This window comes from Ideonella oryzae (assembly GCF_024055665.1).
Classification (GTDB): domain Bacteria; phylum Pseudomonadota; class Gammaproteobacteria; order Burkholderiales; family Burkholderiaceae_C; genus Ideonella; species Ideonella oryzae.
Window position 1 is genome coordinate 87,673 of the sequence record NZ_JAMXMC010000012.1, and the last position, 21,438, is coordinate 109,110.

Below are 21,438 nucleotides of genomic sequence, written 5' to 3' on the forward strand. Positions count from 1 at the left end.
AAGGGTTCAGGGCGCGGCGGCGATGGCCTGGGCGATGGCCCGGCCCACGTCCGCAGTGCCGGCCTGACCGCCCAGGTCGGGCGTGCGCGGGCCCTCGGCCAGCGTGGCCTCGATGGCGCAGACGATGGCATTGGCCGCGGCCTGGTGGGTCGGGTCGCCGCCGCCCAGGTGTTCCAGCATCAGCGCGGCCGACCAGATCTGGCCGATGGGGTTGGCGATGCCGCGGCCGGCGATGTCCGGCGCCGAGCCGTGCACCGGCTCGAACAGCGAGGGGTGGGCGCGGCTGGGGTTGATGTTGGCCGAGGGCGCGATGCCGATGGTGCCGGTGCAGGCCGGCCCCAGGTCGGAGAGGATGTCGCCGAACAGGTTGGAGGCCACCACCACATCGAACCAGTCCGGGTGCTGCACGAAGTGGGCGGTGAGGATGTCGATGTGGTACTTGCGCACCGACACCTGCGGGTAGCGCTCGGCCATGGCGGCCAGGCGCTCGTCCCAGTAGGGCATGGTGATGGCGATGCCGTTGCTCTTGGTGGCCGCCACCAGGGACTGGCGGGGCCGGCGCTGCGCCAGCTCGAAGGCATAGGCCAGGATGCGGTCCACCCCGGTGCGGGTGAAGACCGACTCCTGGATGGCCATCTCGCGTTCGGTGCCCTCGAACATGCGCCCGCCCACCGAGGAATATTCGCCCTCGGTGTTCTCGCGCACGATCAGCATGTCGATGTCGCCCGGGCCCCGGCCGGCCAGCGGCGAGCGCACACCGGGCATCAGCCGGGCCGGGCGCAGGTTGACGTACTGGTCGAACTCGCGCCGCATGCGGATGATCGAGTCCCAGACCGCGATGTGGTCGGGCACGATGTCCGGCGCACCCACCGCACCGAAGAAGATGGCGTCGTGGCCGCCGATCCGGGCCTTCCAGTCGGTCGGCATCATCGTGCCGTGGCGCTGGTAGTGGGCGCAGCACCAGTCGAAGGTGTCGAAGGACCAGGCGATGCCGAAGCGCCGGCCCACCGCGTCGAGCACGCGCAGGCCCTCGGCCATGACCTCGGGGCCGATGCCATCGCCGGCGATGACGGCGATCCGGTGTGTCTTCATGGGAAGGCTCCCTGCCAGAGGTGGAAGAACGGCCGGCAACTGGCCGGGGTGGAAGAACGGCCGGCGGCCGGCCGGGTTCAGCCGGCGCTGGGGGCCGGCCCCATGCGGGTGAGCTCGGCCACGAGTTCGGTGACCATGGCCTGCGCCCCCGCCTGGACCACGCCCATGTCGTAGGTGGCCAGCACCGCCTCGGCGATCGCGTGGGGCGTGGGCACCGCCTCGGCCATGGCCAGGTAGTAGCGCAGGTCCTTCAGGGCATTGCCCATCGCAAAGGGCATGGGCGGGCCGGCGGGGTCGAGGATGACCGGCCGCAGGCGCTCCAGCGCCACGCCGGCCCCACCGCCGCTGGCCAGCACGTCCACCAGCACCTCGGGCGCGATGCCGCCCCGCACGGCGCAGGCCGCGGCCTCGGCCAGCAGGGCCATGCTGCCCAGCGAGACGAAGTTGTGCAGCAGCTTCAGGCGGTGACCGGCCCCCACCGGGCCGGCGTGGGTGATGTTCTCGGCAAAGGCCGACAGCAGAGGCCGCATCTCGGCCAGCAAGCCGGCATCGCCACCCACCAACAGGTTCAACGTGCCGGCGTGGGCATGCTGGGCGGTGCGGGTCATCGGCGCATCCAGAAAGCGGCCCCCCGCGGCCGTCACCAGCGCCGCCATGCGCAGCGTGGAGCCCGGCACCGCGGTGGAGCAGTCGATCACCGTGCTGCCCGGCCGCAGGCCCTGCAGCACGCCGGCCGGGCCGGTCAGCACGGCCTCCACCTCGGGCGTGCCGGTGACGCACAGCAGGATCACCTCGCTGACGTCGGCCAGGGCCTGGGCCGTGTCCACGACCGTGGCGCCCCCCTGCAGCAGCTCGTCCAGCGGCTGGTTGCCCGGGTGGGCCAGCACCCGCAGGGTGTGGCCGCGGCGCAGCAGGTTGCGGGCGATGCCGTGGCCCATCAGGCCCACGCCGGCCAGGCCCACGCGCCAGGTCCTTGTTGTCTCCATGCGGTTCAGTGTAGGCAGCGGCCCTCCGGGCACCCAAGTGCAATTTCGGCGGCGCGGCCTTGCAGTTTTTGCAAGCCCGGCCAGTGTGCGCAGCGCGCGGCGCGCCTGCACTCGGTGAAAGCCTGTGGGCGCCGCGCATCCCGGCGGCCACAGAATCGTGCGGACCTGCCCCCACCCCCATGCTGCCCGACCTGTCCGCCCTCGACCTCTTTCTCAAGGCCGTGCGGCTGGGCAGCCTGTCGCGGGCGGCCCAGGCCAGCCATGTGTCGCTGTCCACCGCCAGCCGCCGCCTGGCCTACCTGGAGCAGCAGCTGGGCACGCCCCTGCTGGCGCGGCAGCACGACGGTGTGGCCCCCACCCCGGCGGGCGAGGCCCTGGCCCGCCATGCGCGGGTGGTGATGGCCTCGGTGGAAACGCTGCTGGACGAGCTGTCCGACTTTGCCGGCGGCACCGTGGGACGGGTGCGCATCCATGCCAACACCTCGGCCATGAGCCAGGACCTGCCCGACCGCCTGGCCCAGTGGCATGCCGCGCGACCGGGCATCCGCCTGGAGGTGCACGAGGCGCGCAGCCACGACATCGTCGACGCGGTGCGGGCCGGCCTGGCCGACGTGGGCGTGGTGACCTGCGCCCCGGAGGCCGACCTGCACTTCGAGCCCTGGGGGCCGGACCCGCTGTGCGCCATCGTGCCGGCCCGCCATCCCCTGCGGGCCCGGCGGATCGCCTTTGGCGAGCTGCTGGAGAACGACATCGTCGCGCTGGACAACGCGGCCGTGACCACCCGCATGATGAAGCAGACCGCCGAATCGCTGGGCCGCTTCCTGCGCCTGCGGGTGCAGGTGCAGTCCTTCGAGGCGGTGTGCCGCCTGGTGGCCGCCGGCCAGGGCATCGGCGTGCTGCCCAAGGCCTCGGTCGAGACCTTCCGGCAGTCCATGAAGCTGCGGCTGATCGACCTCACCGACGACTGGGCCCACCGCGAGATGTACCTGTGCACGGCCCCCGGCCACCTGCCGGCCGCGGTGACCCGCTTCGTGGACTTCCTGCGCCAGCGCGGCCTGCCGAAGCGGCCCTCGGCCTGAGCCCCCCGCGGCAGCTTGCCAGCATCGGCCTCACGCTTTAACATGTACTTTAAATATATCTTTAAGCACCATGGCCTCGCTCCCCCTTGACGTGCCCCCAGGCCGCGGCCCCGCGCCGCGCTGGGCCCTGTGGGCCCTGGGTTTCCGGCCCTTCTATCTGCTGGCCGCGCTGTGGGCCGTGCTGTCCATCCCGCTGTGGGCGGCGCAGATGAGCGGCCACCTCGGCAGTTGGACCCGCGGCATGCCCTGGCATGCGCACGAGATGGTGTTCGGCTACACCCTGGCCATCGTGGTGGGCTTTCTGTTCACTGCGGGGCGCAACTGGTCCGGCCAGCCCACACCCACCGGGCGCCACCTGCAGGCCTTGGCCGCGCTGTGGCTGCTGGCCCGGGGGCTGGGCTTCACACCCTGGCTGCTGGCCGCCGGCCTGGCCAATGCCGCCTTTGCCTGGGCCTCGGCCTGGGCCCTGTGGCGGGCGCTGCGCGCCGGCCAGAACCGCCGCAACGACTTCTTCCCCCTGCTGCTGGCCGGCCTGGGGCTGGCCAGCCTGGGCTTGCACCTGCAGGCCCTGGGCTGGCTGGCCTGGCCCGAGGGCCTGGGCCTGCCCATCGCGCTGGACGCAGTGCTGTTCATGATCGCGGTGATGGCCGGGCGCGTGGTGCCCATGTTCAGCAACAACGGCGTGCCGGGCATGCAGGCCCGGCGCGACGAGCGCCTGGAAAAGGCCGCGCTGGGCGGCGTGCTGGCGCTGATGGTGGCCGACGCCCTGGGCCTGCACGGCCTGCCCCTGGCCGTCCTGCTGCTGGCCCTGGCCGCCGCCCACACCGCCCGCTGGGCCCTGTGGCAACCCTGGCGCACGCTGCGCCACCCGCTGGTGTGGGTGCTACACGCGGCCTATCTGTGGCTGCCGCTGCACCTGCTGCTGCGCGCCGGCGCCACGCTGGACGCCTGGCCCCTCGGCCCGGCCACCCACGCCCTCACGCTGGGCACCATCGGCGGCATGACGATCGGCATGATCACCCGCACCGCGCTGGGCCACACCGGCCGGCCGCTGCAGGCCGGCCCCTTCGAGACCACGGCCTTCATCGCCATGCAGGCCGCCGCGCTGGTGCGGGTGGCGGTGCCCCTGCTGTGGCCGGCCGGCCTGCTGATGGCGGTGCACCTGTCGGCCACGCTGTGGGTGCTGGCCTTCGTCGCCTACCTGGCCCGCTACGTCGGCATCCTCAGCCGCCCGCGGCGGGACGGCCAACCCGGCTGACCTCCCCCTGAGACAAGGAACCGCGATGGCGCGTCTGATGAGCATCTCCCTGCCGGGCACCGAAGCGGCCGCGGTGGGCTTTGACACCCCGCTGGCCATGCTGGCCGAATGCCACCGCCGGGTGGAGGACCAGTGCGCCACCCTGCAGCGCCTGCTGCCCCACCTGGCCGCCCACGGCCCGGACCGCGCCGCGGCCGAGGCCGCCACCGCGGTGCTGCGCTACTTCGACCTGGCCGGCCCCAAGCACCATGCCGACGAAGAGGCCGACCTCTTCCCCGCGCTGCTCGAATCGATGGCCGGCTCGGACGCGGTGTGCCTGCGCGCGCTGACCGACGGCCTGAAGGCCGACCACCGCCGCTTCGAGCAGCAGTGGGCCGGTCTGCGGGCCGCGCTGAGCGAGATCGCCGCGGGCCGGCCGGCCGCACTGGACGCCGCCGCGGTGGACGCCTTCTGCACCCTCTATGCCCAGCACATCGCCCGCGAGGAGGCCGAGCTGCTGCCGATGGCCGAGCGGCTGATCGAACCCGCCGTGCTGGCCGACATCGGCCTGGCCATGCGGCGGCGCCGCGGCGAGGCCGTCTGAATGCCGGCCGACACCGATACCGACCCCGCCAGGCCCGCGCGCCGCGCCACCCTGCCCCTGGTCTATGCCTGCTCGGGCTGCTCCAGCGCCGCCCAGCTGGCCAACCACCTGGCGGTGCGCCTGGACCGTGAAGGCCGGGCCGAGATGTCCTGCATCGCGGGGGTGGGCGGTGACGTGCCCGCGCTGGTGAAGGTGGCGGTGGGCGCCGCGGCCCGGCAGCGTCCGGTGCTGGTCATCGACGGCTGCCCGCAGAGCTGCGCCCGCCAGGCCCTGGCCCGCCACGGCGTGGCCCCCAGCCACCACCTGGCCCTGTGGGAAGCCGGCGTGCGCAAACGTCAGCACGAAGACTTCGACCCGTCCCAGGCAGCTCATCTGATGAGCCAGTGCCAGGCCCTGCTGGACGCCCTGCAGCGCGGACCCGCACACGGGAGCTGAACCGGGGGGCGGCCGGCTTGCGCTGCCGCAAAACCACGCTGGCAGCACATCGGGAGACTGCCTTCTTTCGCAGTGACCCGCCGCCGCGCGGCCCCCCGATGCAACACCCCTCTCCCCCCGAGCGCGCACGCCCCCATCTGGTGTGCCCGGCCGGCAGCCTGCGCGCGCTGGAAGCCGCTGTGGAAGCCGGCGCCGACGCCGTCTACCTGGGCCTGAAGGACGCGACCAATGCCCGCAACTTCGCCGGCCTGAACTTCAACGAGGCCCAGATCCGCGAGGGCGTGGCCCTGGCCCACCGCCACGGCGCCCAGGTGCTGATGGCCCTGAACACCTTTGCCGACGCGCGCCGGCCCGGGCCCTGGTTCGCCGCCGCCGACAAGGCCGCCGAACTCGGGGCCGATGCCCTGATCGTGGCCGACACCGCGGTGATGGGTCACTGCCGCGACCACCTGCCGGGCCTGCGGCTGCACCTGTCGGTGCAGGCCTCGGCCACCAGCCACGCCGCCATCGAGCACTACCGCCAGCGCTACGGCGTGCAGCGGGCCGTGCTGCCGCGGGTGGTGGCGGCCGAGCAGATCGCGCGCATCATCGCCGGCACCTCGGTGGAGATCGAGGTCTTCGCCTTCGGCAGCCTGTGCGTGATGGTGGAGGGACGCTGCGCCCTGTCGTCCTATGCCACCGGCCAGTCGCCCAACAACGCCGGCGTCTGCTCGCCGGCCTCGGCAGTGCGCTGGCAGGAGCGCGATGGTGGCGTCAGCGCGCGGCTCAACGGTGTGCTGATCGACCACTACGGCCCCGACGAGCCGCGCGGCTACCCCACCCTCTGCAAGGGACGCTTCGAGGTGGACGGCCGGCGCGTGCACGCGCTGGAGGAACCCACCAGCCTGAACACGCTGACCCTGCTGCCCCAGCCGGTGCAGATGGGCGTGCGGGCCTTCAAGATCGAAGGCCGGCAGCGCAGCGCCGCCTACGTGGGCGAGGTGACCCGGGCCTGGCGCGCCGCGCTGGACCAGGCCTGCCGCGCCGTGGACGAAGGCCGCCCCTTCACGCCCGACCCGGCCTGGCAGCAGGCCCTGTCGCGCCATGCCGAGGGGGCGCAGACCACCCTGGGCGCCTTCGATCGCCCCTGGCGTTGACCATAGACCGCTCACCGCTGACGGAACCCCCATGATGAACGACTCTGCTTTCTCCGCACCCGCCACCTCCTCCACCGCCCCGCGCCGCTGGGGCCTGACCGTCGGCCCGGTGCAGTACCTCTGGCCCCGTGAGCGGCTGCTGGCCTTCTATGCCCAGCTGGCCGACTCCCCGGCCGACTGCATCGTGCTGGGCGAGGTGGTGTGCGCCCGGCGGCGCGAGCTGCGCCTGGACGACTGGCTGGCCCTGGGCCGGGAACTGGCCCAGGCCGGCAAGCAGGTGGTGCACGCCACCCAGACCCTGGTCGAGACCGAGGCCGACCTGCGGCAGATCGAGCGCCTGGGCGCCGAGACCGACCCGTGGGTGGAGGCCGGCGATGCCTCCGCCCTGGCCCTGCTGCAGGGGCGGGTGCCGCTGGTGCTGGGCCCGCACATCAACATCTACAGCCACCGCGCCCTGCAGGAGCATGCCGACCTGGGCGTGGTGCGCTGGGTGCCGCCGCTGGAACTGTCGCTGCAGGCGGTGGCCTGCATCCAGCCGCCTGAACGCCCGGTGGTGGGCTGGAGCGGTCGACCGATCGAGACCGAGGTCTGGGCCTTCGGCCGCATGCCGCTGTCTTTCTCGGCGCGCTGCTTCACCGCCCGCCACCACGGCGTGCCCAAGGACCGCTGCGGCTTTCCCTGTCTGGACGACCCGGACGGCCGGCTGGTGCGCAGCGGCGAGGGCGAGGACTTTCTGGTGCTCAACGGCACCCAGACCCAGTCGGCCGGCGTGCACTGCCTGCTGGGCCAGGCCAAGGCCCTGGCTGCAGCCGGCGTGCAGCGGCTGCGCCTGTCGCCCTCGTCCAACGGCTTTGCCCAAGTGCTGGCCGACTTCGACGCCGTCTTCAACGGTGGCGCCTCACCCCAGGGCCGCAGCGCGGCCTGGGCCGGCCTGGGCGTGCCCGGGCCGCTGGTGTCCGGCTACGCCTTCGACCGGCCGGGCATGGCCGCCACCGCCACCTCGCCCCTGGAGATGCCCGCATGACCCCCTTGTTCCTTCCCCCGCGCCTGCGGGCCCCGCTCGAGGCCCTGGCCCAGCGGCTTGACGCCCTGCCGCCGCTGCCGGCGCGCTGGCAGGCCCTCCAGGGGCCTCAGGCCCGCATGGCCGGCTGGCTGCGTCGCCTGCCCAGCCGACCACCGTCTCAGGTGCTGGCGGTGCTGCTCAACCGGGGGCTCTGGCCCCAGCTGCCGGAGGAACTGCAACAAGGCCTGGTGGGCCGCGTGATCACGCTGGAGGTGAGCGACCTGGGCTGGCGCCTGCGCCTGCGGGGGCGGGCCGACGGCTTCGAGGCCGCGGGCGATAGCGCCGAGGCGGCGCTGCGCATTGCCGCGCGCGCAGCCGGCTGGTGGCGGCTGGCCCGCGGGCTGGACGACCCGGACCGCCTGTTCTTCGACCGCGTGCTGGTGATGGAAGGCGACACCGAGCTGGGCCTGCTGCTGAAGAACTCGCTGGACGCGCTGGGCCCGATCTGGCCGGTGAAGCCGGCTGGGTCGGGCACGCCGGGCCGCGCCCGGGTCTGAACTCAGGCGGCCAGGGCCAGGCCGGCGGCGTGCGCGCGCGTGGCGCGCGGCGACGCAGGCACGCTGCGGCGCCCCCCCGCGGCGGCCGGCAGCGCCCCACGGGACTCGCTGAGGTACTGCAGCATCACGCGGTTGAGGATGCGGACCTCGTAACGCTGCACCGCGATCACTCCCTGCTCGATCAACTGGCGCAGCGAACGGGACAGGGCTTCGGAGGTCACCCCGAGCTGCTGGGCCAGCTGCTGCTTGCGCACGGCCATCTGCCAGACCGGCCGGCAGGCCAGGCCGGTGGAGGCCGCCGTCTCGTCCAGGATGCGCCGGGCCAGGCGGGCGGCCAGGCCACGGGTGCGGGCCTCGGTCAGGCCGTCGCGCAGGGTCTGGGCCTGGGCGGCCAGCACCTGACCGAAGGCCAGGCCCACCGCGGGATGCTGCTGCGCGATGCGCAGCAGCGCGTCGATGGGCAGAGCCAGCAGCTCGCTGGGTTCGGTGGCCATCAGGGCCCGGAACCAGCCGGGCTGGCGGCCCAGGGCGCCGAAGACGTCCACCCACTCCCCGGCCTGCACGCGGAACATCTCGGTGAAGCGGCCGCGCCGGTCCACCCCACCGGCAGCCATCTGGCCGCTGCGCAGCAGCCACAGCGAGGGCAGCGGCTTGGCCGGGCTGGGGTGCTGGAGCAGGCCGGGCGGCACGTCGACCACGCAGGCCGCCTGCAGCAGGCGGTCGCAGGCCTCGGGCGGGATGGGACAGGGTGCCAGCGCCCGGGCGATCAGCTGGCCATCCGGTTCGGCGCAGACCATGGTCGAGACTCCTTGCAGGGGTGGAAAACGATCCGGCGATCATCAGGCGGCAGCGCCCGCGCAGGCGCAGGCCCCGCCGCAGCCGCCCTCGGTGGCCGCCTCGGGCGCGTTCAGGCCCTCGAACAGCACGTTGTTCTCCAGGTGGATGTGCTGCATCAGGTCCTCGCGCAGGGTCTGCAGGCCGGCCAACAGGGCGCGCCAGGTGCTGCAGGCCCCGCGCGGCATGGCCAGGCCATGGGCCAGGCTCACCATCTGCGCCAGGGCCTGGCCGTGCTGGTCGTGCTCGAAGCGCATCACCTCCACCGGCGGCAGCTGTGTAGGCGACATGCCCTGGGCGATCAGCGGGAAGAGGATCTGCTCCTCCTTCTGCATGTGGCTTTCCAGCTCCTGCAGCATGGCCTCCAGGTGGTCGGCCAGGCCGTGCGGGCACTCGGCGCGATCGGCGTGGACGGTCTCGACCCGGCGCGACAGGCGCACCAGCTCCGGCAGCTGCTCGCGGTGGCGGTCGTGGTAGCGCACCAGGATGTGGTCGATCAGCTCGGACGCGGTGGCGCCGCGCCAGTCGATGGACTCGGCGCCGCCGTCGTCCTGCAGGGCCTGCAGCGCCTCGGTGATGGGCTGCGGGTCCAGGCCCAGCGGCGCCAAGGCGTCGCGCAGGGTCTGCTTGCCGCCGCAGCAGAAGTCCAGCTGGTGGCGATGGAAGATGGCGGTGGCACCGGGGATGCTGCGGGCCAGGTCGCCCAGGGAACGGTCCAGAAAGACGGTGTCGGTCATCGGAAGGCTTTCATGCGGGGTGGGAATGCCCCCTTCTTGGCAAGCCCCGGGCCAGGGGGCGGCACTTGGAGAATCAGACACTTGGCGCCGACAGGGTCATTTGCACCATGGTCATTGAACGGTCAAAACAACCCTTCATGGTGTAATCAACCATGGACCTGAACCTGCTGCTGAACGACCTGACGGTGCTGCTGCCCGCGGCCGTGCGACTGCAGCGCCTGGCGGTGGCCGTGCGGGCCGAGTTCCAGTGCGATGCGGTGGTCATCCTGGCGCTGGAGCCCGGTGGCAGCAGCGTGCTGCGGCCGGTGGCCGCGGTGGGGCTGACGCGCGATGCCATGGGCCGGCGCTTCCTGCTGGCCGAACAACCACGGCTGGCGGCCATCATGGCCGACCGCGAGGTGGTGGGCTTCGAAGCCGACAGCCGCCTGCCCGACCCTTACGACGGCCTGGTGGAGGGCCACCACGGCCAGCCGCTGCCGGTGCACGACTGCATGGGCCTGCGGCTGCAGCAGGACGGCCGGCCCTGGGGCGTGCTGACCCTGGACGGCCTGCGGCCAGGCCGCTTCAGCCCGGCCGACCGCGAGCGCCTGCAGCGCCTGCAGCCCCTGGTGGAAGCGGCGGTGCGCATGAGCCGGCTGGAGCGCGAGAACCAGGACCTGCGCCAGGCCGGCGCCTGGGCCGCGCGGGCCCGCGAGGGCGATGCCACGCAGGCCGCGGCCGGCGGCGAGGACCTGGAGATCGTGGCCCACAGCGAGGGCATGCGGCACCTGCTGGAAGAAAGCCAGGTGGTCGCCCGCAGCGACCTGCCGGTGCTGCTGCTGGGCGAGACCGGCGTGGGCAAGGAGCTGTTCGCGCGGCGTCTGCATCGGCTGTCGGCCCGCAGCGGCCAGCCGCTGGTGCTGGTCAACTGCGCCGCCCTGCCGGAGACCCTGGCCGAGAGCGAGCTGTTCGGCCATGTGCGCGGCGCCTTCTCCGGCGCCACCGGCGACCGGGCCGGGCGGGTGGAGGCCGCCCAGGGCGGCACGCTGTTCCTGGACGAGGTGGGCGAGCTGCCGCTGGTGCTGCAGGCCAAGCTGCTGCGCACGCTGCAGAACGGCGAGATCCAACGCCTGGGCTCGGACCGGCCGCGCAAGGTGGATGTGCGCTTCATCGCCGCCACCAACCGCGACCTGCGCACGGCGGTGCGCGAGGGGCGCTTCCGGGCCGACCTGTACCACCGGCTGTCGGTGTACCCGCTGCCCATCCCGCCGCTGCGCGAGCGGCGCGAGGACATCCTGCCGCTGGCCGGCCGCTTCCTGGAGGTCAACCGCGCGCGGCTGGGCCTGCGCGGGCTGCGCCTGGCCCGGGCAGCCGAGAAGGCGCTGCTGGCCTATGCCTGGCCGGGCAATGTGCGCGAGCTGGAGCATGTGATCGGCCGGGCCGCGCTGCGGGCGGCCGGCCTGCAGCAGGACCGCCACCGCATCCTGGCCATCGGCCCGGAGCTGCTGGGTCTGGAGGGGCCCGAGGGCAGCACGGTGCCGGACGCAGCGATGCAGCACGGCGCGCTGGCCCTGGACGGCCATGAGGACGCTGAGATGGCGCCGGGCCTGTCACCCCGCCAGGCGGCCCAGCTGGCGCAGCGGCAGAGCATCCGCGCGGCGCTGGAGGCGGCCCAGGGCAACTGGGCGCAGGCGGCCCGGCAGCTGGGCATGGACGCCAGCAACCTGCACAAGCTGGCCCGCCGGCTGGGGCTGAAGCCCTAGCGGCCAGGCCCCGGGGGCTCAGGCGGCGACGGCGTCCAGGCGGAACACCTGCACCGCGCCGCGCAGGCGGTCGGCCTGCAGGCGCAGCTGCTCGGAGGCGGCCGCGCTCTGCTCCACCAGGGCCGCGTTCTGCTGCGTCACCATGTCGAGCTGGGCCACGGCCTGGTTGATCTGGCCGACGCCATCGGACTGCTGGCTGGCGGCCTGGCTGATCTCGCCCAGCAGCTCGGTCACGCGCTGCACCCGGGCCACCATGGCCTGCATGGCCTGGCCAGCCTCGCCGGCCTGGCGGGTGCCGCACTCGACCTGGGCCAGGCTGCCGGCCACCACGCCCTGGACCTGGCGGGCAGCTTCGGCCGAGCGGTGGGCCAGGGCCCGCACCTCACCGGCCACCACGGCAAAGCCGCGGCCCGATTCACCGGCCCGCGCGGCCTCCACCGCGGCGTTGAGCGCCAGCAGATTGGTCTGGAAGGCGATGCCATCGACCAGGGCCACGATCTCGCCGATCTGCCGGTTGGCGGCCGAGACCTGCTGCATGGTGTCCACCACCTGGCCGACCGCGGCCGCGCCGCTCTCCACCGCCTCGCGGGCGGCCTGGGCCTCGTCGGCGGCATGGCGGGTCACCTCGGCGTTCTGGTGCACCGAGCCGGAGAGCTCCTCCAGCGAAGCCGCCGTCTGCTGCAGGCTGGCGGCCTGTTCCTCGGTGCGCTGCGACAGGTCGGTGGTGCCGCCGGCCATCTCGTCGGCACCGCGGGCCACCTGGTCGCAGCTGTCGCGCACGCTGCGCACCACCTGGGCCAGGTCCTGGGTCATGCCTTCGAGCGCGCCCAGCACCCGGCCGGTCTCGTCGGCGGGCCGCTCACCCACCCGCACCGACAGGTCGCCCTGGGCCACGGCCTCGGCCACCGCGACGGCGCGGCCCAGCGGGCGGGTGATGCCGCGGGCCAGCCAGATCGCCATGCCCAGGCCCACGCACAGGGCCGCCACCCCGCCGGCCAGCACGCGCAGGCGCTCGGCCGCCAGCGATTCGCGCAGGGCCTCGCCCTCGCGGGACACCTGCTCGCGCACCTGCGCCGCCAGGGCCCGCACCGGCACCTGCAGGGTGTCGATGGCCGGCAGCGTCTCCTGGCGCAGCAGGGCCTCGGCCTGGCTGCGCTGCCCGTCCTTCAGCAGGGCACTGACCTGGGTGAAGCTGCGCACATAGGCGACCCGGGCCGTCTGGATCTCGGCCAGGCTGCGGCGCTGGGCCGGGTCGGTCAGCAGGGTGTCGAGCTCAGCCAGCGCCTGGTCCACCAGGGTCCGGTTGTCGCGGATCTTCTGGTGCAGCGCGGCGTCATCCTGCGGGTTCGTCACGAAGAACAGCTCCATCGTGCGGCGGGTGTTGGAGCGGGTGGTGGCGTCCAGCAGGGCGGCCGCCTCGGCGCTGCGCCAGTCGTGCTGGGTCAGCTGGGCCACGCCCTCGCCCACCTGGGCAAAGCGCAGCACCGCCGCGCCCACCACCACGGCCAGCAGGCCCAGCACCCCGGCAAAGCCCCATCCCAGGCGGGCGCCGATCGATCGGCCCGTCCCCTGCTGTCGCAGCTCTCGCATCACTCTCTCCTTGCTTGGCATCAGGCCTTGTTCTTCGGCCTGCGGGCAGGGGGCGTCGAGTCGACCTGAAGGACTAGTCCACGCAGGGGATCTCCGCAGCGCCGCCAGAGGGTGAGCGCGGTTGACAGGTCAATTGATCAAAGTCAACATCGAACCAGCAGTAGTTCTTTGGAACGATGCCCCGTTGCGGAGCATCGTTCTTTCGCGTACCCCTCGATGGTCTTCGGGTGGATGTTCGCCAGGGAGCCCTTGCGGGACAGTTCAATCACCCATTGAACGAGGCCGCATCATGGCGACGCCCACTGCTCCCCTTCCCCGACAAGCCTGGTCCGTCCTGGCCGTCAGCACACTGGCCTTCACGGTGTGCTTCATGGTCTGGATGATGTTCGCCGTCATCGGCATCCCGCTGCGCAAGACCCTGGGGCTGTCGGCCACCGAGTTCGGCCTGCTGGCCTCCATGCCCGTGCTCTCGGGCTCGCTGATCCGCGTGCCGCTGGGCATCTGGACCGATCGTTTCGGCGGCCGCATCGTGATGGCCATCCTGCTGGCCGTCTGCGTGCCGGCGGTGTGGATGATGTCCTACGCCACCGCCTACTGGCAGTTCCTGGTCATCGGCCTGCTGCTGGGCCTGGCCGGCGGCTCCTTCTCGGTGGGCACGCCCTATGTGGCCCGCTGGTTCCCCAAGGAGCGCCGTGGCATGGCCATGGGCGTGTTCGGCGCCGGCAACTCGGGCGCGGCGGTCAACAAGTTCGTCGCGCCGGCCATCGTGGTGGCCTTCGGCTGGACCATGGTGCCCAAGGTCTATGCCGTGATCCTGCTGGCCACGCTGGTGGTGTTCTGGCTGGGCAGCGCCAGCAACCCCAGCCACCTGGTGTCCACCGACACCAAGCTGTCGGACCAGCTGAAGATGCTCAAGGACCCGCAGGTGCTGAAGTACTGCCAGTACTACAGCATCGTGTTCGGCGGCTACGTCGGCCTGAGCCTGTGGATGGTGCAGTACTACGTGGGCGAATACGGCCTGGACATCCGGGTGGCCGCCCTGCTGGCCGCCTGCTTCTCGCTGCCCGGCGGCGTGCTGCGCGCCATCGGCGGCGTGCTGTCGGACAAGTACGGCGCCCACCGCGTCACCTGGTGGGTGATGTGGGCCTGCTGGATCTGCCTGTTCCTGCTGAGCTACCCGCAGACCGACTTCACGATCAACACCGTCAACGGTCCGCAAACCTTCCACATCGGCCTGAACGTGGTGGGCTTCACCAGCCTGCTGTTCCTGCTGGGCATCGCGATGGCCTTCGGCAAGGCCAGCGTTTTCAAGTACATCGGCGACCACTACCCCGACAACATCGGCACGGTCAGCGGCATCGTCGGCCTGGCCGGCGGCATGGGGGGCTTCCTGCTGCCCATCCTGTTCGGCTTCCTGCTGGACCTGACCGGCGTGCGCTCGAGCGCTTTCATGCTGCTCTACGGCGTGGTCTGGGTCTCGCTGATCTGGATGTACTGGACCGAGGTGCGCCACACGGACGTGATCGACACGCCCAGCGCCCCCATCCTCACTGCGCGCTGAGCCGCTGCAGCCCCTTCTTCTCCCCTCCTGGAGACTTCCATGAGCACCCCTTCCCTGAGCGCGCGGCCGGGCCGCACGCTCACCCACTGGAACCCCGAAGACAAGGCCTTCTGGGAACGCGAGGGCGAAGCCATCGCCAAGCTCAACCTGTGGATCTCGGTCCCCTCGCTCTTCCTGGCCTTCGCCATCTGGCAGGTCTGGAGCGTGGTGGCCGTGGGCCTGCCCGGTCTGGGCTTTCACTACTCGACCAACCAGCTGTTCTGGCTGGCCGCGGCGCCGGCGCTCTCGGGCGCCACGCTGCGCATCTTCTATTCCTTCATGGTGCCGCTGGTGGGCGGCCGCCGCTGGACGGCCATCTCCACCGCCACGCTGCTGATCCCGGCCCTGGGCATCGGCTTCGCAGTGCAGGACAACCAGACGCCCTACCCCACCATGCTGATCCTGGCCCTGCTGTGCGGCCTGGGCGGCGGCAACTTCAGCTCCAGCATGGCCAACATCAGCTTCTTCTTCCCGAAGGAGCGCAAGGGCTCGGCCCTGGGTGTGAACGCCGGCCTGGGCAACCTGGGCGTGTCGGTGGTGCAGTTCCTCAGCCCCCTGGTGGTGACGGCCGGCATCTTCGGCATCTTCGGCGGTGACGCCCAGACCATCGTCAAGAACGGCCAGACGCTGCAGGTCTGGACCCAGAACGCCGCCTTCATCTGGGTGCCCTGGATCGTGCTGTGCTCGCTGGCCGCCTGGTTCGGCATGAACGACCTGGCCGAGGCCAAGGCCTCCTTCGCCGACCAGGCCGTCATCTTCCGCCGCAAGCACAACTGGCTGATGTGCGTGCTCTACCTGGGCACCTTCGGCTCCTTCCTGGGCTATGCCGCGGGCTTCCCGCTGCTGATCAAGAGCCAGTTCCCCGGCGTGAACCCGCTGGCCTATGCCTGGCTGGGCCCGCTGACCGGCGCCGTCGTGCGCCCCTTCGGCGGCTGGCTGGCCGACAAGCTGGGCGGCGCCCGCGTGACGCTGTGGAACTTCGTGGTGATGGCGGTGGCTGTGTGCGGCGTGCTGGTCTTCCTGCCCAGCGGCCCGGCGGGCGGCAGCTTTGCCGGCTTCTTCCTGTGCTTCCTGGTGCTGTTCCTGACCACCGGCATCGGCAACGGCTCGACCTTCCGCATGATCCCGGTGATCTTCCTGACCGAGCGCATGCGCGGCGTGAACCGCCAGGACGGCGCCGCCGTGGTGCAAGCCACCAAGGAGGCCAACACCGAGGCCGCCGCGACCCTGGGCTTCACCGCCGCGATGGCGGCCTACGGCGGCTTCTTCATTCCCAAGAGCTATGGCAGCTCCATCGCCCTGACCGGTGGCCCGCAAGCCGCGCTCTACACCTTCATCGCCTTCTACCTGATCTGCATCGCCGTGACCTGGTGGCACTACGCCCGCCGCAACGCGCCGATGCCCTGCTGACCTCACGCCGCCCGAAGAAAGCCTCCCCATGAGCCACTTCCTGGACCGACTCACCCACTTCGCGCTCCCCAAGGAGTCCTTTGCCAACGGCCATGGCCGTGTCACCGGCGAAGACCGCACCTGGGAGGACGCCTACCGCAACCGCTGGTCGCACGACAAGATCGTGCGCAGCACCCACGGCGTGAACTGCACGGGCTCCTGCTCGTGGAAGATCTACGTCAAGGGCGGCATCGTCACCTGGGAAACCCAGCAGACCGACTATCCCCGCACCCGCTGGGACATGCCCAACCACGAGCCGCGCGGCTGCGCCCGCGGCGCCAGCTACAGCTGGTACCTCTACAGCGCCAACCGCGTGAAGCACCCGATGGTGCGCAGCCGCCTGCTGCGCCGCTGGCGCGCCGCGCTGGTCGTGGCCAAGGACCCGGTGTCGGCCTGGGCCAGCATCGTCGAGGACGCCGATGCCCGGCGCGACTACCAGCAGGTGCGCGGCATGGGCGGCTTCGTGCGCAGCAGCTGGGAGGAAGTCAACCAGTTGATCGCCGCCGCCAACGTCTACACCATCAAGCAGCACGGGCCGGACCGCATCATCGGCTTCTCGCCCATCCCGGCGATGAGCATGGTCAGCTACGCCGCGGGCAGCCGCTACCTGAGCCTGATCGGCGGCGTCTGCATGAGCTTCTACGACTGGTACTGCGACCTGCCGCCCTCGAGCCCGCAGGTCTGGGGCGAGCAGACCGACGTGCCCGAATCGGCCGACTGGTACAACAGCACCTACCTGATCGCCTGGGGCTCCAACGTGCCGCAGACGCGCACGCCCGACGCCCACTTCTTCACCGAGGTGCGCTACAAGGGCGCCAAGGCGGTGGCCGTCTCGCCCGACTACAGCGAGGTGGCCAAGCTGGCCGACCTGTGGCTGCACCCCAAGCAGGGCACCGACGCGGCCCTGGCCATGGCCATGGGCCATGTGGCCCTCAACGAGTTCTACTTCAAGCAGCGCTCGGCGTACTTCGACGACTACGCCCGCCGCTACACCGACCTGCCGATGCTGGTGCGCCTGAAGGTGCAGACCCTGGCCGATGGCCGCCAGGTGCTGGTGCCCGAGCGCTACCTGCGCGCCAGCGACTTCAACGGCAAGCTCGGCCAGTCCAACAACCCCGAGTGGAAGACCCTGGCCTTCGACAGCACCGGCCGCGCCGTGCTGCCCCATGGCTCGATCGGCTTCCGCTGGGGCGCCGAGGGCCGCGACGACGCCGGCCAGTGGAACCTGGAGGACAAGGAAGCCCGCCACGGCGAGCAGGTCAAGCTCAAGCTCTCGGTGCTGGAGGATGGCGAGCAGGCCCATGCGGTGGTGGACGTCGCCTTCCCCTACTTCGGTGGCGTGCAGAACCCGCACTTCCCCGCCAACGACGCGGTGGGCGAGATCAGCCTGGCCCGCGTGCCGGCGGTGCGCCTGCGCCTGAAGGAGAACGGCGACGAGGTGCAGGCCCTGGTGGCCACGGTGTTCGACCTGCAGGCCGCGCAGTACGGCATCGACCGCGGGCTGGGCAGCGGTGCCGCGAGCTACGACGACAACGCCCCCTACACCCCGGCCTGGGCCGAGCAGATCACCGGCGTGCCGCGCGCGCAGATCGTCACCGTGGCGCGCGAGTTCGCCGCCAACGCCGACAAGACGCAGGGCAAGTCGATGATCATCATCGGCGCCGGCATGAACCACTGGTACCACTCGGACATGAACTACCGGGGGGTCATCAACCTGCTGATGATGTGCGGCTGCATCGGCAAGAGCGGCGGCGGCTGGGCCCACTACGTCGGCCAGGAGAAGCTGCGCCCACAGACCGGCTGGACGGCGCTGGCCTTCGCGCTGGACTGGGTGCGCCCGCCGCGCCAGCAGAACTCCACCAGCTTCTTCTACGCCCACACCGACCAGTGGCGCTACGAGAAGGTGGACATGCAGGAGGTGCTCTCGCCGCTGGCCGACCGCGCGCAGTACGCCGGCAGCATGATCGACTTCAACGTGCGCGCCGAGCGCATGGGCTGGCTGCCCAGCGCCCCGCAGCTGGAGACCAACCCGCTGCAGCTGGCCCGCGACGCCGCCGCGGCCGGCCTGCCGGCGCGCGACTACGTGGCCCAAGGCCTCAAGAGCGGCCAGCTGCGCATGAGCTGCGAGGACCCGGACGCGCCGGTCAACTGGCCGCGCAACATGTTCGTCTGGCGTTCCAACCTGCTGGGCTCCTCCGGCAAGGGCCACGAGTACTTCTGCAAGCACCTGCTGGGCACCGAGAACGGCGTGCAGGGCAAGGACCTGGGCCCGGATGACGCGAAGCCCTCCGAGGTGGCCTGGCACGCCAAGGCGCCCGAAGGCAAGCTGGACCTGCTGGTGACGCTGGACTTCCGCATGAGCACCACCTGCCTGTACAGCGACATCGTGCTGCCCACGGCCAGCTGGTACGAGAAGAACGACCTCAACACCAGCGACATGCACCCCTTCATCCACCCGCTGTCCGCGGCGGTGGACCCGGTGTGGGAATCGCGCAGCGACTGGGAGATCTACAAGGGCTTCGCCAAGGCCTTCAGCGAGGTCTGCGTGGGCCACCTGGGCGTCGAGCAGGACGTGGTGATGACCCCGCTGATGCACGACACCCCGGCCGAGCTGGCCCAGCCGTATGGCGTGGCCGAGTGGAAGAAGGGCGAGTGCGAGCTGATCCCCGGCAAGACCGCGCCGCAAGTGACGGTGGTCGAACGCGACTACCCCAACACCTTCAAGCGCTTCACCGCCCTGGGCCCCTTGATGGACAAGCTGGGCAACGGCGGCAAGGGCATCGGCTGGAAGACCGAGACCGAGGTCGAGCAGCTCGGCCAGCTCAACGGCCGCGTGGCCGAACCCGGTGTCAGCCAGGGCCGCCCGCGCATCGTCAGCGACATCGACGCCTGCGAGGTGATCCTGCAGCTGGCGCCCGAGACCAACGGCCATGTCGCCGTCAAGGCCTGGGAGGCGCTGAGCAAGACCACCGGCCGCGAGCACGCCCACCTGGCGCTCTACCGCGAGGACGAGAAGATCCGCTACCGCGACGTGCAGGCCCAGCCGCGCAAGATCATCTCCAGCCCGACCTGGAGCGGCATCGAGAGCGAGACCGTCAGCTACAACGCCGGCTACACCAACGTGCACGAGCTGATCCCATGGCGCACCCTGACCGGCCGCCAGCAGTTCTACCAGGACCACCCCTGGATGATCGCCTTCGGCGAGGGCTTCTCCAGCTACCGGCCGCCGGTGGACATGAAGGCCACCTCGGGCATGGAAGGCATCAAGCCCAACGGCAACGCCGAAATCGTGCTGAACTTCATCACCCCGCACCAGAAGTGGGGCATCCACAGCACCTACACCGACAACCTGCTGATGCTCACGCTCAACCGCGGCGGGCCGGTGGTGTGGCTGTCGGAGGACGACGCGAAGTCGGTCGGCATCGTCGACAACGACTGGATCGAGCTGTTCAACACCAACGGTGCCATCGCGGCGCGGGCGGTGGTCAGCCAGCGCGTCAAGCCGGGCATGGTGATGATGTACCACGCCCAGGAAAAGATCATCAACACGCCCGGGTCGGAGATCACCGGCGTGCGCGGAGGCATCCACAACTCGGTCACCCGGGTCGTGCTCAAGCCCACCCACATGATCGGCGGCTACGCCCAGTACAGCTACGGCTTCAACTACTACGGAACCATCGGCACCAACCGCGACGAGTTCGTCGTGGTGCGCAAGATGGCCAAGGTGGACTGGCTGGACACCCCCCGCGACGACCACCTGGCCGTCGCCTACCAGGCCCAGGGCGAGAACCCCTGAGTCACCCATCGCTGATCGATCCCAAGGAGCATTGAGATGAAAGTACGTGCACAGATCGGCATGGTGCTGAACCTGGACAAGTGCATCGGCTGCCACACCTGCAGCGTGACCTGCAAGAACGTCTGGACCAGCCGGCCCGGCGTCGAGTACGCCTGGTTCAACAACGTCGAGACCAAGCCGGGCATCGGCTACCCCAAGGAGTGGGAGAACCAGGACCGCTGGAACGGCGGCTGGACCCGCAACGCCGACGGCAGCATCCAACCCCGCCAGGGCGGCAAGTGGAAGCTGCTGATGAAGATCTTCGCCAACCCCAACCTGCCGCAGATCGACGACTACTACGAGCCCTTCACCTTCGACTACGACCACCTGCAGAGCGCGCCCGAGATGAAGGCCGCGCCCACCGCACGGCCGCGCAGCCTGATCACCGGCCAGCGCATGGAGAAGATCGTCTGGGGCCCGAACTGGGAGGAGATCCTGGGCGGCGAGTTCAGCAAGCGCAGCGCCGACCAGAACTTCGAGGACATCCAGAAGGACATCTACGGCCAGTTCGAGAACACCTTCATGATGTACCTGCCGCGGCTGTGCGAGCACTGCCTGAACCCGGCGTGCGTCGCGAGCTGCCCCTCGGGCTCCATCTACAAGCGCGAGGAAGACGGCATCGTCCTGATCGACCAGGACAAGTGCCGCGGCTGGCGCATGTGCGTCTCGGGCTGCCCGTACAAGAAGATCTACTACAACTGGAAGAGCGGCAAGGCCGAGAAGTGCATCTTCTGCTATCCCCGCATCGAGGCCGGCCAGCCCACCGTCTGCAGCGAGACCTGCGTGGGCCGCATCCGCTACCTGGGCGTGCTGCTCTATGACGCCGACAAGATCGAGGCGGCCGCCAGCGTGGAGCACGACAAGGACCTCTACCAGGCCCAGCTCGACGTCTTCCTGGACCCGCACGACCCGGCCGTCATCGAACAGGCCCGCCGCGACGGCATCCCCGAAGCCTGGCTGACCGCCGCGCGCAGCAGCCCCGTCTACAAGATGGCGATGGACTGGAAGATCGCGCTGCCGCTGCACCCCGAGTACCGCACCCTGCCCATGGTCTGGTACGTGCCGCCGCTCTCGCCGATCACCGGCGCGGTGCAGGCCGGCCACGTGGCCCAGAAGGGCGAACTGCCCGACGTGCAGCAGCTGCGCATCCCGGTGAAGTATCTGGCCAACCTGCTGACCGCCGGCGACACCACCCCAGTGGTGCGGGCCCTGGAGCGCATGCTGGCCATGCGCGTGTTCCAGCGCGGCAAGCATGTGGACGGCGTGCACAACACCGCGGCGCTGGACCAGGTCGGCCTGAGCGAGGCCGAGGTCGAGGACATGTACCGCACCATGGCGATTGCCAACTACGAGGACCGCTTCGTCATCCCGACCACGCACCGCGAGTACGCCGAGAACGCCTTCAACGTGCGCGGCGGCTGCGGCTTCAGCTTCGGCAACGGCTGCTCCGAGGGCACGACCGAGACCAGCCTGTTCGGCAGCGAGAAGAAGCGCACCATCCCCATCAAGGCGGAGTTCTGAG

General features: G+C 71.1%; 17 protein-coding genes. 12 read left to right on the forward strand and 5 right to left on the reverse strand.

The annotated features are described in order from the left end of the window. Nucleotides 1-6 precede the first annotated feature (6 nt). Together M0L44_RS18885 and M0L44_RS18890 are read right to left on the reverse strand one after the other, a co-directional pair. Nucleotides 7-1,092 carry a tartrate dehydrogenase gene (locus M0L44_RS18885; RefSeq protein WP_252771637.1) on the reverse strand — a complete coding sequence of 362 codons (1,086 nt, stop codon included), beginning with the start codon at nucleotides 1,090-1,092 and terminating at the stop codon, nucleotides 7-9. 77 nt (nucleotides 1,093-1,169) lie between these two features. Further along, nucleotides 1,170-2,078: an NAD(P)-dependent oxidoreductase gene (locus M0L44_RS18890; protein ID WP_252771638.1), complete on the reverse strand. Its 909-nt coding sequence runs from the start codon at nucleotides 2,076-2,078 to the stop codon at nucleotides 1,170-1,172. Nucleotides 2,079-2,257: 179 nt separating this feature from the next. Here M0L44_RS18890 and M0L44_RS18895 point away from each other — a divergent pair, with 179 nt between their 5' ends. The 7 genes from M0L44_RS18895 (at nucleotide 2,258) to ubiT (ending at nucleotide 8,129) form a co-directional block, all read left to right on the forward strand. Continuing rightward, nucleotides 2,258-3,157, forward strand: coding sequence for a LysR family transcriptional regulator (locus tag M0L44_RS18895; RefSeq protein WP_252771640.1), 900 nt, complete (start codon nucleotides 2,258-2,260; stop codon nucleotides 3,155-3,157). A gap of 70 nt (nucleotides 3,158-3,227) precedes the next feature. Beyond that, the gene (locus M0L44_RS18900; protein WP_252771641.1) at nucleotides 3,228-4,415 is read left to right on the forward strand and encodes an NnrS family protein; all 1,188 of its coding nucleotides are present in this window, start codon (nucleotides 3,228-3,230) and stop codon (nucleotides 4,413-4,415) included. A 37-nt stretch (nucleotides 4,416-4,452) separates the two neighbouring features. Continuing rightward, nucleotides 4,453-4,998 (forward strand): hemerythrin domain-containing protein, encoded by a 546-nt coding sequence (locus M0L44_RS18905; RefSeq protein WP_252771715.1) that lies wholly within the window; start codon nucleotides 4,453-4,455, stop codon nucleotides 4,996-4,998. Continuing rightward, nucleotides 4,999-5,433, forward strand: a complete 435-nt coding sequence (locus M0L44_RS18910) for a putative zinc-binding protein (RefSeq protein WP_252771643.1) — start codon at nucleotides 4,999-5,001, stop codon at nucleotides 5,431-5,433. 98 nt (nucleotides 5,434-5,531) lie between these two features. Next, nucleotides 5,532-6,569 (forward strand): ubiquinone anaerobic biosynthesis protein UbiU, encoded by a 1,038-nt coding sequence (gene ubiU, locus M0L44_RS18915; protein ID WP_252771645.1) that lies wholly within the window; start codon nucleotides 5,532-5,534, stop codon nucleotides 6,567-6,569. A 34-nt stretch (nucleotides 6,570-6,603) separates the two neighbouring features. Next, nucleotides 6,604-7,593, forward strand: coding sequence for a ubiquinone anaerobic biosynthesis protein UbiV (gene ubiV, locus M0L44_RS18920; protein ID WP_252771647.1), 990 nt, complete (start codon nucleotides 6,604-6,606; stop codon nucleotides 7,591-7,593). Continuing rightward, on the forward strand, nucleotides 7,590-8,129 hold the full coding sequence (ubiT, locus tag M0L44_RS18925) for a ubiquinone anaerobic biosynthesis accessory factor UbiT (RefSeq protein WP_252771649.1): 540 nt from the start codon (nucleotides 7,590-7,592) through the stop codon (nucleotides 8,127-8,129). The genes ubiV and ubiT overlap by 4 nt, the downstream gene beginning before the upstream one ends. Nucleotides 8,130-8,131: 2 nt before the next feature. Here ubiT and M0L44_RS18930 read toward each other — a convergent pair whose 3' ends face one another. Next, entirely contained in the window at nucleotides 8,132-8,926 is a 795-nt protein-coding gene (locus tag M0L44_RS18930; RefSeq protein WP_252771650.1) for a Crp/Fnr family transcriptional regulator, read from the reverse strand. A 42-nt stretch (nucleotides 8,927-8,968) separates the two neighbouring features. Then, nucleotides 8,969-9,700, reverse strand: coding sequence for an iron-sulfur cluster repair protein YtfE (gene ytfE / locus M0L44_RS18935; RefSeq protein WP_252771652.1), 732 nt, complete (start codon nucleotides 9,698-9,700; stop codon nucleotides 8,969-8,971). A gap of 152 nt (nucleotides 9,701-9,852) precedes the next feature. Here ytfE and norR point away from each other — a divergent pair, with 152 nt between their 5' ends. Continuing rightward, entirely contained in the window at nucleotides 9,853-11,442 is a 1,590-nt protein-coding gene (gene norR / locus M0L44_RS18940) for a nitric oxide reductase transcriptional regulator NorR (protein WP_252771653.1), read from the forward strand. Between the two features lie 18 nt (nucleotides 11,443-11,460). On the opposite strand, the gene M0L44_RS18945 is transcribed toward norR, so the two are convergent. Next, on the reverse strand, nucleotides 11,461-13,032 hold the full coding sequence (locus M0L44_RS18945) for a methyl-accepting chemotaxis protein (RefSeq protein WP_252771655.1): 1,572 nt from the start codon (nucleotides 13,030-13,032) through the stop codon (nucleotides 11,461-11,463). Nucleotides 13,033-13,321: 289 nt separating this feature from the next. Here M0L44_RS18945 and M0L44_RS18950 point away from each other — a divergent pair, with 289 nt between their 5' ends. The 4 genes from M0L44_RS18950 to narH are packed head-to-tail and all read left to right on the forward strand — an operon-like array spanning nucleotide 13,322 to nucleotide 21,437. Then, nucleotides 13,322-14,593, forward strand: coding sequence for an MFS transporter (locus tag M0L44_RS18950; protein ID WP_252771659.1), 1,272 nt, complete (start codon nucleotides 13,322-13,324; stop codon nucleotides 14,591-14,593). Between the two features lie 39 nt (nucleotides 14,594-14,632). Continuing rightward, nucleotides 14,633-16,042 (forward strand): NarK family nitrate/nitrite MFS transporter, encoded by a 1,410-nt coding sequence (locus M0L44_RS18955; protein ID WP_252771660.1) that lies wholly within the window; start codon nucleotides 14,633-14,635, stop codon nucleotides 16,040-16,042. 28 nt (nucleotides 16,043-16,070) lie between these two features. Next, nucleotides 16,071-19,877, forward strand: coding sequence for a nitrate reductase subunit alpha (locus M0L44_RS18960; RefSeq protein WP_252771662.1), 3,807 nt, complete (start codon nucleotides 16,071-16,073; stop codon nucleotides 19,875-19,877). A 36-nt stretch (nucleotides 19,878-19,913) separates the two neighbouring features. Beyond that, the gene (gene narH / locus M0L44_RS18965) at nucleotides 19,914-21,437 is read left to right on the forward strand and encodes a nitrate reductase subunit beta (protein WP_252771664.1); all 1,524 of its coding nucleotides are present in this window, start codon (nucleotides 19,914-19,916) and stop codon (nucleotides 21,435-21,437) included. Nucleotide 21,438: the final 1 nt, after the last annotated feature.

What these genes read in the sequence shown, in the direction of transcription:
- M0L44_RS18885 (WP_252771637.1), bottom strand. Translation starts at nt 1,092, where the DNA reads ATGAAGACACACCGGATCGCCGTCATCGCCGGCGATGGCATCGGCCCC.
- M0L44_RS18890 (WP_252771638.1), bottom strand. Translation starts at nt 2,078, where the DNA reads ATGGAGACAACAAGGACCTGGCGCGTGGGCCTGGCCGGCGTGGGCCTG.
- M0L44_RS18895 (WP_252771640.1), top strand. Translation starts at nt 2,258, where the DNA reads ATGCTGCCCGACCTGTCCGCCCTCGACCTCTTTCTCAAGGCCGTGCGG.
- M0L44_RS18900 (WP_252771641.1), top strand. Translation starts at nt 3,228, where the DNA reads ATGGCCTCGCTCCCCCTTGACGTGCCCCCAGGCCGCGGCCCCGCGCCG.
- M0L44_RS18905 (WP_252771715.1), top strand. Translation starts at nt 4,453, where the DNA reads ATGAGCATCTCCCTGCCGGGCACCGAAGCGGCCGCGGTGGGCTTTGAC.
- M0L44_RS18910 (WP_252771643.1), top strand. Translation starts at nt 4,999, where the DNA reads ATGCCGGCCGACACCGATACCGACCCCGCCAGGCCCGCGCGCCGCGCC.
- ubiU (WP_252771645.1), top strand. Translation starts at nt 5,532, where the DNA reads ATGCAACACCCCTCTCCCCCCGAGCGCGCACGCCCCCATCTGGTGTGC.
- ubiV (WP_252771647.1), top strand. Translation starts at nt 6,604, where the DNA reads ATGAACGACTCTGCTTTCTCCGCACCCGCCACCTCCTCCACCGCCCCG.
- ubiT (WP_252771649.1), top strand. Translation starts at nt 7,590, where the DNA reads ATGACCCCCTTGTTCCTTCCCCCGCGCCTGCGGGCCCCGCTCGAGGCC.
- M0L44_RS18930 (WP_252771650.1), bottom strand. Translation starts at nt 8,926, where the DNA reads ATGGTCTGCGCCGAACCGGATGGCCAGCTGATCGCCCGGGCGCTGGCA.
- ytfE (WP_252771652.1), bottom strand. Translation starts at nt 9,700, where the DNA reads ATGACCGACACCGTCTTTCTGGACCGTTCCCTGGGCGACCTGGCCCGC.
- norR (WP_252771653.1), top strand. Translation starts at nt 9,853, where the DNA reads ATGGACCTGAACCTGCTGCTGAACGACCTGACGGTGCTGCTGCCCGCG.
- M0L44_RS18945 (WP_252771655.1), bottom strand. Translation starts at nt 13,032, where the DNA reads ATGCGAGAGCTGCGACAGCAGGGGACGGGCCGATCGATCGGCGCCCGC.
- M0L44_RS18950 (WP_252771659.1), top strand. Translation starts at nt 13,322, where the DNA reads ATGGCGACGCCCACTGCTCCCCTTCCCCGACAAGCCTGGTCCGTCCTG.
- M0L44_RS18955 (WP_252771660.1), top strand. Translation starts at nt 14,633, where the DNA reads ATGAGCACCCCTTCCCTGAGCGCGCGGCCGGGCCGCACGCTCACCCAC.
- M0L44_RS18960 (WP_252771662.1), top strand. Translation starts at nt 16,071, where the DNA reads ATGAGCCACTTCCTGGACCGACTCACCCACTTCGCGCTCCCCAAGGAG.
- narH (WP_252771664.1), top strand. Translation starts at nt 19,914, where the DNA reads ATGAAAGTACGTGCACAGATCGGCATGGTGCTGAACCTGGACAAGTGC.